The organism is Shigella sp. FC1567, from assembly GCF_001743015.1.
In the GTDB taxonomy this organism is placed as follows: Bacteria; Pseudomonadota; Gammaproteobacteria; order Enterobacterales; family Enterobacteriaceae; genus Escherichia; species Escherichia coli.
In genome coordinates, this window is record NZ_MIIV01000544.1 from 1 (window position 1) to 15,519 (window position 15,519).

A 15,519-nucleotide genomic window follows, 5' to 3' on the forward strand; every position below is an offset into this window, starting at 1 on the left:
GCGCGGAAACTGCTGGGATAACAGCCCAATGGAACGCTTCTTCAGGAGTCTGAAGAACGAATGGATGCCGGTGGTGGGTTACGTAAGCTTCAGCGAGGCAGCTCACGCCATAACGGACTATATCGTTGGATATTACAGCGCACTAAGACCGCACGAATATAACGGTGGGTTACCCCCAAACGAATCGGAAAATCGATACTGGAAAAACTCTAACTCGGTGGCCAGTTTTTGTTGACCACTTCACTCTGCAAGAAGTGAATGCTGCATTGTTCAAAGAGTATTTACCGTTATTACAACAAAGTGAGCCGACCATTAAACAACCGGTAAGATGGAAGAACGCACTCGGCGAACTAAATGCCAATCTGGATATCAGTATTGCCGACCCAGCCAAATCTTCATCATCCACAAACAAAGATATCAAATCGCTCAATTTTGATGTGAAGTTACCGCTTAATGTCGTCACAGAAACCGCAAAACAGCTTAATTTATCTGAAGGAATGGATGCGGAAAAAGCGCAAAAGCGGGCTGATAAACAAATCAGCGGGATGATGACCTTAGGTCAGATGTTTCAGTTAATCACGATTGACAACAATACCGCCTCGCTGCAACTGCGTTATACACCGGGTAAAGTTGTTTTTAACGGACAGGAGATGAGCGAAGAAGAATTTATGTCTCGTGCCGGACGTTTTGTTCATTAAAATACTCACTCGCCTCTGCTCATTCAGAGGCGAGCAAAATTTACTTGTCCTGCCGCTGTGATGACATCAACGACGTCAGAAGTCGGTCTTTTTCCTGCCACAGTGAGTTCAGCCATTGCTGAAAATGGCGCTTAAAGCTTTTGTCATTGATGTAGTCGCCATGTAACTCATCGGCAATAGGCTGTAAATCCACATGAACGACAATTCGCGTCAGTTTACCGCTTAACATATCGAAGAACGGCTGACGGTTATTGTCCGGATAACACAGCGTAACATTAAGCAGTTTATCGAATTGTTTACCCAGTACATTTAGCGCCATCGCAATGCCTGCCGCCTTTGGTGGCAACAAGTTTTGAAAAGTGGAGTGGGTTTGCTGATGTTTTTCTTGCGTGAAACGGGAGCCTTCAACGAAATTGACAATGGTGGTGGGATGCAGGCGAAACTTTTCACAAGAACGCCGAGTGGTTTCAACATCTTTACCACGTCGCTCCGGATGACGTAATAAATAAGCGCGGGAATAACGCTTCATAAACGGCATATCCAGCGCCCAGCACGCCAGGCCAAGAAATGGCACCCAGGCCAGCTGTTGCTTGAGGAAATATTTATTCATCGGAATGTGCTTACGAAACAGCACGCACAGTACGACAATATCTGCCCAACTACGGTGGTTACAAATAAGCAGATACCAGTTCTTCTTACTTAACCCTTCCAGCCCGTGAACTTCCCATTGCAGGTGTGGGTTCAGATGCAGTAATACCGCCAGACCTTCACACCAGCAATACATCATAAAATCACAAAAACGCGAAACCTTTCGCCAAATGACTGGCACAGGTAGCAATAGTTTTACAATCCCGGCAATGATGATCGGGACGGAACAAAAAATAGTGACCAAAATGGTCAATACGATACTCAGCAAAAGGGTTATCGCAGCGAGTATTCTCGTCATAATGAATTTATTCAAAAGGTTAGCCATAGACAGTGCGCTAAAGAAGCGCAAGGCGCAGATTTTAGCAGAAAACGACCCAAATAACGGATGATCCTTAAGGAGAAAAATAATTCATATCTATCCACATTAGAAAAAATCCCATTATCTCAATTATTAGGGATGGCTTTATTTTTAACTACATGAAAAACAAAGACAAACATCATACTGTAAAAAGCATGATAATAAATTAAAAGCGATGTAAATAATTTATGCACAAAGTTATCCACATGACGATTTGCGAGCGATCCAGAAGATCTACAAAAGATTTTCACGAAAAGCGGTGAAAAACTCATGTTTTTATCCTGTCTGTGGCATCCTTTACCCATAATCTGATAAACAGGCACGGACATTATGGTTCAGATCCCCCAAAATCCACTTATCCTTGTAGATGGTTCATCTTATCTTTATCGCGCATATCACGCGTTTCCCCCGCTGACTAACAGCGCAGGCGAGCCGACCGGTGCGATGTATGGTGTCCTCAACATGCTGCGCAGTCTGATCATGCAATATAAACCGACGCATGCAGCGGTGGTCTTTGACGCCAAGGGAAAAACCTTTCGTGATGAACTGTTTGAACATTACAAATCACATCGCCCGCCAATGCCGGACGATCTGCGAGCACAAATCGAACCTCTGCACGCGATGGTTAAAGCGATGGGACTGCCGCTGCTGGCGGTTTCTGGCGTAGAAGCGGACGACGTTATCGGTACTCTGGCGCGCGAAGCCGAAAAAGCCGGGCGTCCGGTGCTGATCAGCACTGGCGATAAAGATATGGCGCAGCTGGTGACTCCAAATATTACGCTTATCAATACCATGACGAATACCATCCTCGGACCGGAAGAGGTGGTGAATAAGTACGGCGTGCCGCCAGAACTGATCATCGATTTCCTGGCGCTGATGGGTGACTCCTCCGATAACATCCCTGGCGTACCGGGCGTCGGTGAAAAAACCGCGCAGGCATTGCTGCAAGGTCTGGGCGGGCTGGATACGCTGTATGCCGAGCCAGAAAAAATTGCTGGGTTGAGCTTCCGTGGCGCGAAAACAATGGCAGCGAAGCTCCAGCAAAACAAAGAAGTTGCTTATCTCTCATACCAGCTGGCGACGATTAAAACCGACGTTGAACTGGAGCTGACCTGTGAACAACTGGAAGTGCAGCAACCGGCAGCGGAAGAGTTGTTGGGGCTGTTCAAAAAGTATGAGTTCAAACGCTGGACTGCTGATGTCGAAGCGGGCAAATGGTTACAGGCCAAAGGGGCAAAACCAGCCGCGAAGCCGCAGGAAACCAGTGTTGCAGACGAAGCGCCAGAAGTGACGGCAACGGTGATTTCTTATGACAACTACGTCACCATCCTTGATGAAGAAACACTGAAAGCGTGGATTGCGAAGCTGGAAAAAGCGCCGGTATTTGCATTTGATACCGAAACCGACAGCCTTGATAACATCTCTGCTAACCTGGTCGGGCTTTCTTTTGCTATCGAGCCAGGCGTAGCGGCATATATTCCGGTTGCTCATGATTATCTTGATGCGCCCGATCAAATCTCTCGCGAGCGTGCACTCGAGTTGCTAAAACCGCTGCTGGAAGATGAAAAGGCGCTGAAGGTCGGGCAAAACCTGAAATACGATCGCGGTATTCTGGCGAATTACGGCATTGAGCTGCGTGGGATTGCGTTTGATACCATGCTGGAGTCCTACATTCTCAATAGCGTTGCCGGGCGTCACGATATGGACAGCCTCGCGGAACGTTGGTTGAAGCACAAAACCATCACTTTTGAAGAGATTGCGGGTAAAGGCAAAAATCCACTGACCTTTAACCAGATTGCCCTCGAAGAGGCCGGACGTTACGCCGCCGAAGATGCTGATGTCACCTTGCAGTTGCATCTGAAAATGTGGCCGGACCTGCAAAAACACAAAGGGCCGTTGAACGTCTTCGAGAATATCGAAATGCCGCTGGTGCCGGTGCTTTCACGCATTGAACGTAACGGTGTGAAGATCGATCCGAAAGTGCTGCACAATCATTCTGAAGAGCTCACCTTGCGTCTGGCTGAGCTGGAAAAGAAAGCGCATGAAATTGCAGGTGAAGAATTTAACCTTTCTTCCACCAAGCAGTTGCAAACCATTCTGTTTGAAAAACAGGGTATTAAACCGCTGAAGAAAACGCCGGGTGGCGCGCCGTCAACGTCGGAAGAGGTACTGGAAGAACTGGCGCTGGACTATCCGTTGCCAAAAGTGATTCTGGAGTATCGTGGTCTGGCGAAGCTGAAATCGACCTACACCGACAAGCTGCCGCTGATGATCAACCCGAAAACCGGGCGTGTGCATACCTCTTATCACCAGGCAGTAACTGCAACGGGACGTTTATCGTCAACCGATCCTAACCTGCAAAACATTCCGGTGCGTAACGAAGAAGGTCGTCGTATCCGCCAGGCGTTTATTGCGCCAGAGGATTATGTGATTGTCTCAGCGGACTACTCGCAGATTGAACTGCGCATTATGGCGCATCTTTCGCGTGACAAAGGCTTGCTGACCGCATTCGCGGAAGGAAAAGATATCCACCGGGCAACGGCGGCAGAAGTGTTTGGTTTGCCACTGGAAACAGTCACCAGCGAGCAACGCCGTAGCGCGAAAGCGATCAACTTTGGTCTGATTTATGGCATGAGTGCTTTCGGTCTGGCGCGGCAATTGAACATTCCACGTAAAGAAGCGCAGAAGTACATGGACCTTTACTTCGAACGCTACCCTGGCGTGCTGGAGTATATGGAACGCACCCGTGCTCAGGCGAAAGAGCAGGGCTACGTTGAAACGCTGGACGGACGCCGTCTGTATCTGCCGGATATCAAATCCAGCAATGGTGCTCGTCGTGCAGCGGCTGAACGTGCAGCCATTAACGCGCCAATGCAGGGAACCGCCGCCGACATTATCAAACGGGCGATGATTGCCGTTGATGCGTGGTTACAGGCTGAGCAACCGCGTGTACGTATGATCATGCAGGTACACGATGAACTGGTATTTGAAGTTCATAAAGATGATGTTGATGCCGTCGCGAAGCAGATTCATCAACTGATGGAAAACTGTACCCGTCTGGATGTGCCGTTGCTGGTGGAAGTGGGGAGTGGCGAAAACTGGGATCAGGCGCACTAAGATTCGCCTGAACATGCCCTTTTTTCGTAAGTAAGCAACATAAGCTGTCACGTTTTGTGATGGCTATTAGAAATTCCTATGCAACAACTGAAAAAAAATTACAAAAAGTGCTTTCTGAACTGAACAAAAAAGAGTAAAGTTAGTCGCGTAGGGTACAGAGGTAAGATGTTCTATCTTTCAGACCTTTTACTTCACGTAATCGGATTTGGCTGAATATTTTAGCCGCCCCAGTCAGTAATGACTGGGGCGTTTTTTATTGGGCGAAAGAAAAGATCCGTAATGCCTGATGCGCTATGTTTATCAGGCCAACGGTAGAATTGTAATCTATTGAATTTACGGGCCGGATACGCCACATCCGGCACAAGCATTAAGGCAAGAAAATTATTCGCCGTCCTGCGTTTCTTCTACAGGCTGCATCTCGCTAAACCAGGTATCCAGTTTCTGCCGCAGCTTGTCCACGCCTTGTTTCTTCAACGAAGAAAACGTTTCAACCTGCACATCACCGTTAAACGCCAGTACAGCTTCACGCACCATATTCAATTGCGCTTTACGTGCGCCGCTTGCCAGTTTGTCCGCTTTGGTCAGCAGCACCAGAACGGCGATATTGCTGTCTACCGCCCACTCAATCATCTGCTGATCCAAATCTTTCAGCGGATGGCGAATATCCATTAGCACCACCAGACCTTGCAGGCTATGACGTTTTTCGAGGTATTCGCCGAGCGCACGCTGCCATTTGCGCTTCATCTCTTCCGGGACTTCCGCATAACCGTACCCAGGCAAGTCAACCAGACGCTTGCCGTCAGCCACTTCAAACAGGTTGATAAGCTGGGTGCGCCCTGGGGTTTTTGAGGTACGAGCCAGGCTTTTCTGGTTAGTCAGCGTGTTCAGCGCGCTGGATTTACCTGCGTTGGAACGGCCTGCAAAAGCCACTTCAATTCCGGTATCGGAAGGTAGGTGGCGAATATCAGGCGCACTCATCACAAAATGCGTCTGTTGATAATTCAAATTAGTCAAAGCGGTCGTCTCCGTCAGTCAAAGCTTTGTGGCGATTATACCTGAACCATAATAAAAGGCGGATTTTTCGGCGTGAGCGTTGTAAGTAAAAGCCATACGCTTTGTGAGACATTGCCGATAGTCTTTATGCGAAATAGCAGAGAAAATTCTGCGATGCATGTCAAATAAGCTATATAAATCAGTGAATTGCTTTTATATAAAACTCTGAAAATGTGCAAATACTGATGGCGGTTGATTGTTTGTTTAAAGCGAAGGCGTAAAGTAGCACCCATAGAGCGAGGACGCTAACAGGAACAATGACTCAGGATGAGGGTCAGGAGCGCCAGGAGGCGAAGACAGAGGATTGTCAGGAAGACAAACGTCCGGAGACGTAATTAAACGGAAATGGAATCAACACGGATTGTTCCGGCTAAAGGAAAAACAGGGTGTGTTGGCGGCCTGCAAGGATTGTAAGACCCGTTAAGGGTTATGAGTCAGGAAAAAAGGCGACAGAGTAATCTGTCGCCTTTTTTCTTTGCTTGCTTTCTGTTAGATTCCGCCGCAAATCGATACTGAATAAAACGGCTAAAAGACGAACCATTATGAAACCATCATCTTCAAACTCACGCAGCAAAGGTCATGCAAAAGCGCGTCGAAAAACACGCGAGGAGCTGGATCAGGAAGCTCGTGATCGCAAGCGTCAGAAAAAACGTCGTGGTCATGCGCCGGGCAGCCGCGCAGCGGGCGGAAACACCACGTCAGGCAGCAAAGGCCAGAACGCACCAAAAGATCCACGTATTGGCAGTAAAACCCCTATTCCATTGGGCGTGACTGAAAAAGTCACCAAACAGCACAAACCGAAGAGTGAGAAACCTATGCTTTCACCGCAGGCGGAGTTGGAATTACTGGAAACGGATGAGCGTCTGGATGCGCTGCTGGAACGTCTGGAAGCAGGCGAAACCCTGAGTGCCGAAGAGCAATCCTGGGTGGATGCTAAACTGGATCGTATTGATGAGTTGATGCAGAAACTCGGCCTCTCTTATGACGATGACGAAGAAGAGGAAGAAGACGAGAAGCAAGAAGACATGATGCGTCTGCTGCGGGGCAACTAACGGATTGCCGCCGTGGGCCTTCCCGTTCTGCTGATAACCCTTCCGGTTATATGTTATCTGGTGTGGTTATTCGTTAAACTACAGCGGTTGTCGCGGCGACAAAAGTGGCTGCGCAACCGGCTGATGACCCGAAACGGGCATCCGCCGGTACGCCGTAGCCGCCAGAGACGCCATCGGAAGGAGTGAGCATGTCTGTACAGCAAATCGACTGGGATCTGGCCCTGATCCAGAAATATAACTATTCCGGGCCACGATACACCTCGTACCCGACCGCGCTGGAGTTTTCAGAAGACTTCGGCGAACAGGCGTTTTTACAAGCCGTGGCGCGCTATCCTGAGCGTCCATTATCTCTCTACGTACATATCCCGTTCTGCCATAAGCTTTGTTACTTCTGCGGTTGCAATAAGATTGTTACTCGCCAGCAGCACAAGGCCGATCAGTATCTGGACGCGCTGGAGCAAGAAATCGTCCATCGTGCACCGCTGTTCGCCGGGCGTCACGTCAGCCAATTGCACTGGGGCGGCGGAACGCGACGTATCTGAATAAAGCGCAAATCAGCCGCCTGATGAAGCTGCTGCGCGAAAACTTCCAGTTCAATGCCGATGCGGAGATTTCGATCGAAGTCGATCCGCGGGAAATCGAACTGGATGTACTCGATCATTTACGCGCCGAAGGCTTTAATCGCCTGAGCATGGGCGTGCAGGACTTCAACAAAGAAGTGCAACGTCTGGTTAACCGCGAGCAGGATGAAGAGTTCATCTTTGCACTGCTTAACCATGCGCGTGAGATTGGTTTTACCTCCACCAACATCGACCTGATTTACGGCCTGCCGAAACAGACGCCGGAGAGTTTCGCCTTTACCCTGAAACGTGTGGCGGAGCTGAACCCCGATCGTCTGAGTGTCTTTAACTACGCGCATCTGCCGACCATTTTTGCTGCTCAGCGCAAAATCAAAGATGCTGACCTGCCGAGTCCGCAGCAAAAACTCGATATCCTGCAGGAAACCATCGCCTTCCTGACGCAATCGGGCTATCAGTTTATCGGTATGGATCACTTTGCCCGTCCGGATGACGAGCTGGCGGTGGCCCAGCGTGAAGGCGTGCTGCATCGTAACTTCCAGGGCTACACCACTCAGGGCGATACCGATCTGCTGGGGATGGGCGTTTCCGCCATCAGCATGATTGGCGACTGCTACGCGCAGAACCAGAAAGAGTTGAAGCAGTACTATCAGCAAGTGGATGAACAAGGCAATGCGCTGTGGCGTGGTATTGCGCTAACGCGTGATGACTGTATTCGCCGCGATGTGATTAAGTCGCTCATCTGCAACTTCCGTCTGGATTACGCCCCTATTGAGAAACAGTGGGATTTGCACTTCGCTGATTACTTTGCGGAAGATCTCAAGCTGCTCGCCCCGTTAGCAAAAGATGGGCTGGTGGATGTGGATGAGAAGGGAATACAGGTGACGGCGAAAGGTCGCTTGCTGATCCGCAACATTTGCATGTGCTTTGATACCTATCTGCGCCAGAAAGCGCGGATGCAGCAGTTCTCACGGGTGATTTGAATAGTGAATGGCGCTTCGTTTACAAAGTAGAAAACGAAAGCGCCATCAATGTGCTGAGAACAAGATTGCCTGATGCGCTACGCTTATCAGGCCTACAAAACCTGTTGAAAATATTGCTTTTGTAGGCCGGATAAGGCGTTCACGCCGCATCCGGCATGAACAAAGAGCACTTCATCAGCAATCTGAAACTCAACTAAACAGCCCAATCATTGCGGCACACAGCACGGCAGCAACGGCAGTTTGCGGTGTGTGGCTGTCAACTGCGCCACTCGATACCAGATTAATTATTGATTCCAGCATAATGACTCTCCCCGTTTTCCGGGCAGATCATACTGAACTTATCGGAACAGTAAAGCGTAAAATACCAGCAATTTGCGCTCAATAATCAATCTTTACACACAAGCTGTGAATCACTCCATCCCCAGCTCTTTTAACTTACGCGTCAGGGTGTTGCGGCCCCAGCCGAGTAGCCGCGCCGCTTCCTGTTTATGCCCCTGCGTATGTCGCAACGCGGTCGTCAGTAACGTCCGCTCCAGCTCTGGCTGCGCTTCGGAAAGCAGATTTTGATGACCGGAACGCAGCGCTCTGTCTGCCCACTGCGCAAGAAGCGTCGCCCAGCTGTCCGGTTGCATTTGCGAAGTACTCTCCGCAACCGTTGATTCAAACAGTTCGCCGGGCAAATCCTGAATCAACACTTCCTGCCCGGCGCCATCACCGTTAGCCAGCGGCAGGTGTTTTCCAGCTGGCGCACGTTGCCTGGCCACGCCAGACGCGTCAGAGCAGCTTCGGTTTCCGGATGCAGTAACTTCGCTTCTACGCCCAGTTCGCGCGCGGCAACCTGTAAAAAATGGCGCGCCAGACGGGGAATATCTTCCCGACGTTCGCGCAGCGGCGGTAGATGAACGCGGATAACGTTTAGGCGGTGGAACAGATCCTCACGGAACTTACCTTCCTGCACTCGCTGTTCGAGATTCTGGTGAGTGGCAGCGATAATCCGCACATCCACTTTCACCGGCGCATAGCCGCCAACGCGGTAAAACTGACCGTCTGCCAGCACGCGCAGCAAACGCGTCTGCACATCCAGCGGCATATCACCAATTTCGTCGAGGAATAATGTACCGCCATCGGCCTGTTCAAAACGCCCCTGACGAATGGTATTCGCGCCAGTAAACGCGCCTTTCTCGTGGCCAAACAGTTCTGATTCGATCAAATCTTTTGGGATAGCTGCCATATTCAGCGCGATAAACGGTGCTTTGGCGCGCGGACTGTGGCGATGCAGGGCATGAGCGACCAGTTCTTTACCGGTGCCGGATTCGCCGTTAATCAGCACGCTAATAGAAGAACGCGAAAGCCGACCGATAATACGGAACACGTCCTGCATGGCTGGCGCTTCGCCGATGATATCGGTCGTTGGGCCGTTAAGCTGAATATTACGCGGCTGCTGCTGTTCCTGGTAATGACTGATAGCGCGCTCAACCAGCGCCACGGCTTCGTCGATATCAAACGGTTTGGGCAGATAATCAAACGCCCCTTGTTGATAGGCGCTGACGGCAGCATCCAGATCGGAATGTGCGGTCATAATGATGACCGGAAGCATTGGATGGCGCTGTTTAATCTGCTTGAGCAGCGCCAGCCCGTCCATTCCCGGCATACGGATATCTGAAAGCAGCACATCCGGCGTTTTGCTCGCCAGCGCCTCCAGTACTTCCGCGCCGTTCTCAAATGTCGTACAGGTTAAACCCGCTCCAGCGAGCGCACGTTCAAGCACCCAACGGATGGAACTATCGTCATCGACTACCCAGACTATCCCTCGTTGCATAAACGTCACCTTTATTTCCTGATAGGCAGGTAAACCGAGAACTCGGTATGACCTGGCCAACTGGTAAATTCAATTTTGCCTGAATGCTGATCAATCAAATTACGGGCGATGGATAAGCCAAGCCCGGTGCCACCTTCGCGGCCGCTGACCATCGGGTAAAACAGCGTATCCTGCAAATGAGGCGGAATGCCCGGCCCGTTATCTTCCACATCAATCCGCGCCGCCAGCCGGTAGCGCTCGCCGTGTAAGGTCAGTTGAAACGCGGTGCGGGTACGCAGAATGATTTCACCGCCTTCCGGCCCCAGCGCCTGTAGCGCATTGCGCACAATATTCAGCAAGACCTGTTCAATTTGATCCGGGTCGTGCGCCAGTTCCGGCAGGCTGGGATCGTAATCACGAATCAACCGCACGTTGTCCGGCAGTTCCATCGACACCAGCGTTACCACGCGTTCAGCCACTTTGTGAATACTTTCGGTAACGCGCGTACCGGGCAGCTGCGGCCCCAACAGACGGTCGACCAGATTTCGCAGCCGGTCCGCCTGTTCGATAATCACTTTGGTATATTCGAGTAGTGATGGGTCAGGTAACGCTTTGCTGAGCAGCTGCGCCGCGCCACGTAAACCGCCAAGCGGATTTTTAATCTCATGTGCCAGGCCGCGCACTAAATCACGGGCAGCAACCTGCTGGGCGTGCTGTAGCTGTTCCTGACTTAAGCGGCGCTGGTTATCCATCGGAGCCATCTCCAGCAGGATCATGCCGTCCGGCATACGCTGGGCCGTCACAGAAAGGATATGCGAGCGCCCGTCGATGACCAGCGTCACTTCGTTATCGGTAAAACCTTGCCCCGCCTCCAGACTTTCTTGCATCAGCTCGATATTTAATGAGAAGTAGCTCAACAGTTCCGGTAACGGTGTACCAAACAATTTGCGGGAGCTTTGGGCGAGCAGTTGTTGCGCGGCAGGGTTGGCGTAATGGATCTCCAGGTTGTCATCGATTAACAAAATACTGTTAATCAGCGAGTTGAGGATCTGCCCAGCATCGGGCTGCGTGCCTGTTGCCATAAAGCAGTCTCCTGAACAGGTTGCACCATTTTAGTGCATTATAGCTTTTTACGGATAAAAAGCGCGAAGCATCAGAGAATTGACGGAGAAAAAAGCCCATGCAGAGATGGGCTGAAAGTTTCCACGGCAACTAAATCCCGGCGTTGTTGCGCCGGGTAGTACAACTTCAACTATTAGACGCTGTAGTACAGCTCAAACTCTACCGGATGCGGAGTCATACGCACGCGGTCATCTTCTTCGCGACGCAGAGCGATGTACGCATCAATTGCTTCGTCAGTGAACACGCCACCGGCTTTCAGGAACTCGCGGTCCAGATCCAGTTCGTTCAGTGCTTCTTCCAGAGAGCCTGCAACCTGTGGGATCTCTTTCGCTTCTTCTGGCGGCAGGTCATACAGGTTTTTGTCCATGGCTTCACCCGGATGGATCTTGTTCTTGATACCATCAAGACCGGCCATCAGCAGGGCAGCAAAGCACAGGTACGGGTTAGCTGCCGGATCCGGGAAACGTACTTCGATACGACGTGCTTTCGGAGAAGAAACCACCGGAATACGGATAGACGCAGAACGGTTACGCGCAGAGTAAGCCAGCATTACCGGTGCTTCATAGCCCGGGACCAGACGCTTATAAGAGTTGGTGGTCGGGTTTGCCAGGGCGTTAATCGCTTTAGCGTGTTTGATTACGCCGCCAATGTAGTACAGCGCCTGCTCAGACAGACCTGCGTATTTGTCGCCTGCGAACAGGTTAACGCCGTTTTTAGACAGAGACATGTGGCAGTGCATACCGGAGCCGTTATCACCGAACATCGGTTTTGGCATAAAGGTCGCGGTTTTACCGAAGCGGTGCGCTACGTTGTGCACAACATATTTGTAGATCTGAATTTCGTCAGCTTTTTTGGTCATGGTATTGAAGCGGGTAGCCACTTCGTTCTGACCAGCAGTCGCTACTTCGTGGTGATGGGCTTCAACCACCAGCCCCATCTGTTCCATCACCAGACACATTTCAGAACGAATATCCTGAGCCGAGTCTACCGGTGGAACCGGGAAGTAACCGCCTTTCACTGCCGGACGGTGACCTTTGTTACCACCTTCGTATTGGGTGGAGGAGTTCCATGCGCCTTCGATATCGTCGATAGCAACGTGGGAACCGGAGATAGATGATCCGAAACGGATGTCATCGAACAGGAAGAATTCAGGTTCTGGCCCGAACAGTACGGTGTCGGCAATGCCAGTGGAACGCAGGTAATCTTCGGCGCGCTTCGCAATGGAGCGCGGGTCACGGTCATAGCCTTGCAGGGTGCCAGGTTCAAGGATGTCGCAACGGATAATCAGGGTGGAGTCGGCGAAGAACGGGTCAATCACTGCGGTGGATGCGTCTGGCATCAGCACCATGTCGGACTCGTTAATGCCTTTCCAGCCGCCAATCGAGGAGCCGTCAAACATTTTGCCTTCTTCGAAGAATTCAGCATTCACCTGATGAGCAGGGATAGTGACGTGCTGTTCTTTACCTTTAGTATCGGTGAAGCGCAAATCAACAAACTTCACTTCGTGCTCGTTCAGCATCGTCAGTACGTGTTCAGCGGACATACTTTAACTCTCCTGGATTGGTCATGGTCGTCGTGGTAACGAAATCTGCAATTATTTTGGCCGTGTCGCCGTAAAAAAGATAAAGCGAAATCTGTGCCAACTTTTAAATTGCCCCTAAAAGGCGTTATCATGCGCACCATCGTGCAAAAGGGCTGCACCACGATGTGAATGTTGCACCAATATAGTGCTTCAATGGAAACATTAAGCACCATGTTGGTGCAATGACCTTTGGATAACCCTTTTTATGCTCCGTGAAAGCGATCACAAAGGGACTCTGCAATACTTGTTTGCGGAGGATGTTTGTGATCCTGTTTTGTAGTGCGATTAATCCGTGTACAATAACGCGCTATTTCTAATGCCTGAGGCAAAGTTGTGATCGAAAAATTGCGTAATATCGCCATCATCGCGCACGTAGACCATGGTAAAACCACCCTGGTAGACAAGCTGCTCCAACAATCCGGTACGTTCGACTCTCGTGCCGAAACCCAAGAGCGCGTGATGGACTCCAACGATTTGGAGAAAGAGCGTGGGATTACCATCCTCGCGAAAAACACCGCTATCAAATGGAATGATTACCGTATCAACATCGTTGATACCCCGGGGCACGCCGACTTCGGTGGTGAAGTTGAACGTGTAATGTCCATGGTAGACTCAGTGCTGCTGGTGGTTGACGCATTTGACGGCCCGATGCCGCAAACGCGCTTCGTAACCAAAAAAGCGTTTGCTTACGGCCTGAAGCCGATTGTTGTTATCAACAAAGTTGACCGCCCTGGCGCGCGTCCTGATTGGGTTGTGGATCAGGTATTCGATCTGTTCGTTAACCTCGACGCGACCGACGAGCAGCTGGACTTCCCGATCGTTTACGCTTCTGCGCTGAACGGTATCGCGGGTCTGGACCACGAAGATATGGCGGAAGACATGACCCCGCTGTACCAGGCGATTGTTGACCACGTTCCTGCGCCGGACGTTGACCTTGACGGTCCGTTCCAGATGCAGATTTCTCAGCTCGATTACAACAGCTATGTTGGCGTTATCGGCATTGGCCGCATCAAGCGCGGTAAAGTGAAGCCGAACCAGCAGGTCACTATCATCGATAGCGAAGGCAAAACCCGCAACGCGAAAGTCGGTAAAGTGCTGGGCCACCTCGGTCTGGAACGTATCGAAACCGACCTGGCGGAAGCTGGCGATATCGTTGCGATCACGGGCCTTGGCGAACTGAACATTTCTGACACCGTTTGCGACACGCAAAACGTTGAAGCGCTGCCGGCACTCTCCGTTGATGAGCCGACCGTTTCTATGTTCTTCTGCGTTAACACCTCGCCGTTCTGCGGTAAAGAAGGTAAGTTCGTAACGTCTCGTCAGATCCTGGATCGTCTGAACAAAGAACTGGTACACAACGTTGCGCTGCGCGTAGAAGAAACCGAAGACGCTGATGCGTTCCGCGTTTCTGGTCGTGGCGAACTACACCTGTCTGTTCTGATCGAAAACATGCGTCGTGAAGGTTTCGAACTGGCGGTATCCCGTCCGAAAGTTATCTTCCGTGAAATCGACGGTCGTAAACAAGAGCCATATGAAAACGTGACTCTGGACGTTGAAGAACAGCATCAGGGTTCTGTAATGCAGGCGCTGGGCGAACGTAAAGGCGACCTGAAAAACATGAATCCAGACGGTAAAGGCCGCGTACGTCTCGACTACGTGATCCCAAGCCGTGGTCTGATTGGCTTCCGTTCTGAGTTCATGACCATGACTTCCGGTACTGGTCTGCTGTACTCCACCTTCAGCCACTACGACGACGTACGTCCGGGTGAAGTGGGTCAGCGTCAGAACGGCGTACTGATCTCTAACGGTCAGGGTAAAGCGGTCGCGTTCGCGCTGTTCGGTCTGCAGGATCGCGGTAAGCTGTTCCTCGGTCACGGTGCAGAAGTTTACGAAGGTCAGATTATCGGTATTCATAGCCGCTCTAACGACCTGACTGTAAACTGCCTGACCGGTAAGAAACTGACCAACATGCGTGCTTCCGGTACTGACGAAGCCGTTGTTCTGGTTCCGCCTATCCGCATGACTCTGGAACAAGCTCTGGAGTTCATCGATGATGACGAACTGGTAGAAGTGACTCCGACCTCTATCCGTATTCGTAAACGTCACCTGACGGAAAACGATCGTCGTCGCGCCAACCGCGCACCGAAAGACTATTAATTTCGTTTTTTAGTTATAAAAAACCTGCCATCGCTGGCTAATGCCAGTCAGTTAAGCAACTGACTGGCTCTTTTTCGGGGCTGTGGGGTATTTCCAGGGCCTCTCCTTTACCACTCTCGGGAAGGCCCTTTCCCTTCTCGTCGGTAATTTCACAAGTTGTCCCATACTTGCAAGATCGCGCATCAGCTCCGGTATACGTCCCGGTGAAGCGCCCTGCAATGTCATCAGCATTCTCATCACCATTCCGCATGATTCTGAGAAACTCAGTTGATTCGGCCAGTAACCTTTCAGATGTTCCGCCATTTTAATCATCTGATATCTCACCAGATTATAAGCCAGTAAGACACCCCACAGCTCTTGCTCCACAAGCTCC

At 50.8% G+C, this 15,519-nt stretch carries 10 protein-coding genes and 5 pseudogenes; 8 read left to right on the forward strand and 7 right to left on the reverse strand.

From position 1 onward, the window contains the following. Both BHE85_RS25990 and BHE85_RS25995 read left to right on the forward strand, forming a co-directional pair. Positions 1–235, forward strand: a 235-nt coding sequence (locus tag BHE85_RS25990; RefSeq protein ID WP_146627965.1) for an integrase core domain-containing protein, incomplete at its 5' end; no start/stop codon positions are given. Further along, positions 234–698: pseudogene (locus BHE85_RS25995) on the forward strand (DUF945 family protein); the annotation flags it as partial. The gene BHE85_RS25990 and the pseudogene BHE85_RS25995, both read left to right, overlap by 2 nt. A 40-nt stretch (positions 699–738) precedes the next feature. On the opposite strand, the gene BHE85_RS26000 reads toward BHE85_RS25995, so the two are convergent. After that, positions 739–1,671 carry an acyltransferase gene (locus BHE85_RS26000; RefSeq protein WP_001303740.1) on the reverse strand — a complete coding sequence of 311 codons (933 nt, stop codon included), beginning with the start codon at positions 1,669–1,671 and terminating at the stop codon, positions 739–741. A gap of 363 nt (positions 1,672–2,034) precedes the next feature. Here BHE85_RS26000 and polA point away from each other — a divergent pair, with 363 nt between their 5' ends. After that, entirely contained in the window at positions 2,035–4,821 is a 2,787-nt protein-coding gene (polA, locus tag BHE85_RS26010) for a DNA polymerase I (protein ID WP_000250038.1), read from the forward strand. Positions 4,822–4,986: 165 nt separating this feature from the next. Continuing rightward, on the forward strand, positions 4,987–5,034 hold the full coding sequence (locus BHE85_RS28570; protein ID WP_071892919.1) for a spot 42 RNA, inhibition of DNA synthesis: 48 nt from the start codon (positions 4,987–4,989) through the stop codon (positions 5,032–5,034). A 168-nt stretch (positions 5,035–5,202) separates the two neighbouring features. Here the strand turns inward: BHE85_RS28570 and yihA are convergent, their stop codons facing one another. Then, positions 5,203–5,835, reverse strand: a complete 633-nt coding sequence (gene yihA, locus BHE85_RS26015) for a ribosome biogenesis GTP-binding protein YihA/YsxC (protein WP_000183339.1) — start codon at positions 5,833–5,835, stop codon at positions 5,203–5,205. A 296-nt stretch (positions 5,836–6,131) separates the two neighbouring features. On the opposite strand from yihA, the pseudogene BHE85_RS27970 reads away from it, so the two are divergent. From BHE85_RS27970 to hemN, 3 genes and pseudogenes are all read left to right on the forward strand, one after another. Then, positions 6,132–6,298: pseudogene (locus BHE85_RS27970) on the forward strand (hypothetical protein). A gap of 118 nt (positions 6,299–6,416) precedes the next feature. After that, positions 6,417–6,926: a Der GTPase-activating protein YihI gene (gene yihI / locus BHE85_RS26020; protein ID WP_001295266.1), complete on the forward strand. Its 510-nt coding sequence runs from the start codon at positions 6,417–6,419 to the stop codon at positions 6,924–6,926. 188 nt (positions 6,927–7,114) lie between these two features. Continuing rightward, positions 7,115–8,487: pseudogene (hemN, locus tag BHE85_RS26025) on the forward strand (oxygen-independent coproporphyrinogen III oxidase). Between the two features lie 189 nt (positions 8,488–8,676). On the opposite strand, the gene BHE85_RS26030 reads toward hemN, so the two are convergent. From BHE85_RS26030 to glnA, 4 genes and pseudogenes are all read right to left on the reverse strand, one after another. Next, positions 8,677–8,787, reverse strand: a complete 111-nt coding sequence (locus tag BHE85_RS26030; RefSeq protein ID WP_000893994.1) for a YshB family small membrane protein — start codon at positions 8,785–8,787, stop codon at positions 8,677–8,679. Positions 8,788–8,897: 110 nt separating this feature from the next. After that, positions 8,898–10,306, reverse strand: a pseudogene (gene glnG, locus BHE85_RS26035) (nitrogen regulation protein NR(I)). 11 nt (positions 10,307–10,317) lie between these two features. After that, positions 10,318–11,367, reverse strand: coding sequence for a nitrogen regulation protein NR(II) (gene glnL, locus BHE85_RS26040; protein WP_000190584.1), 1,050 nt, complete (start codon positions 11,365–11,367; stop codon positions 10,318–10,320). A gap of 173 nt (positions 11,368–11,540) precedes the next feature. Next, positions 11,541–12,950 (reverse strand): glutamate--ammonia ligase, encoded by a 1,410-nt coding sequence (gene glnA, locus BHE85_RS26045; RefSeq protein WP_001271717.1) that lies wholly within the window; start codon positions 12,948–12,950, stop codon positions 11,541–11,543. A gap of 372 nt (positions 12,951–13,322) precedes the next feature. Between glnA and typA the strand changes: the two genes are divergently transcribed. Further along, positions 13,323–15,146: a ribosome-dependent GTPase TypA gene (gene typA / locus BHE85_RS26050; RefSeq protein WP_000570670.1), complete on the forward strand. Its 1,824-nt coding sequence runs from the start codon at positions 13,323–13,325 to the stop codon at positions 15,144–15,146. 51 nt (positions 15,147–15,197) lie between these two features. On the opposite strand, the pseudogene BHE85_RS26055 reads toward typA, so the two are convergent. Further along, a pseudogene (locus BHE85_RS26055) lies at positions 15,198–15,519 on the reverse strand (IS4 family transposase); the annotation flags it as partial.

Excerpts from the sequence above, each read along its gene's own strand:
- BHE85_RS26000 (WP_001303740.1), bottom strand. The coding sequence starts at position 1,671 with ATGGCTAACCTTTTGAATAAATTCATTATGACGAGAATACTCGCTGCG.
- polA (WP_000250038.1), top strand. The coding sequence starts at position 2,035 with ATGGTTCAGATCCCCCAAAATCCACTTATCCTTGTAGATGGTTCATCT.
- yihI (WP_001295266.1), top strand. The coding sequence starts at position 6,417 with ATGAAACCATCATCTTCAAACTCACGCAGCAAAGGTCATGCAAAAGCG.
- BHE85_RS26030 (WP_000893994.1), bottom strand. The coding sequence starts at position 8,787 with ATGCTGGAATCAATAATTAATCTGGTATCGAGTGGCGCAGTTGACAGC.
- glnL (WP_000190584.1), bottom strand. The coding sequence starts at position 11,367 with ATGGCAACAGGCACGCAGCCCGATGCTGGGCAGATCCTCAACTCGCTG.
- glnA (WP_001271717.1), bottom strand. The coding sequence starts at position 12,950 with ATGTCCGCTGAACACGTACTGACGATGCTGAACGAGCACGAAGTGAAG.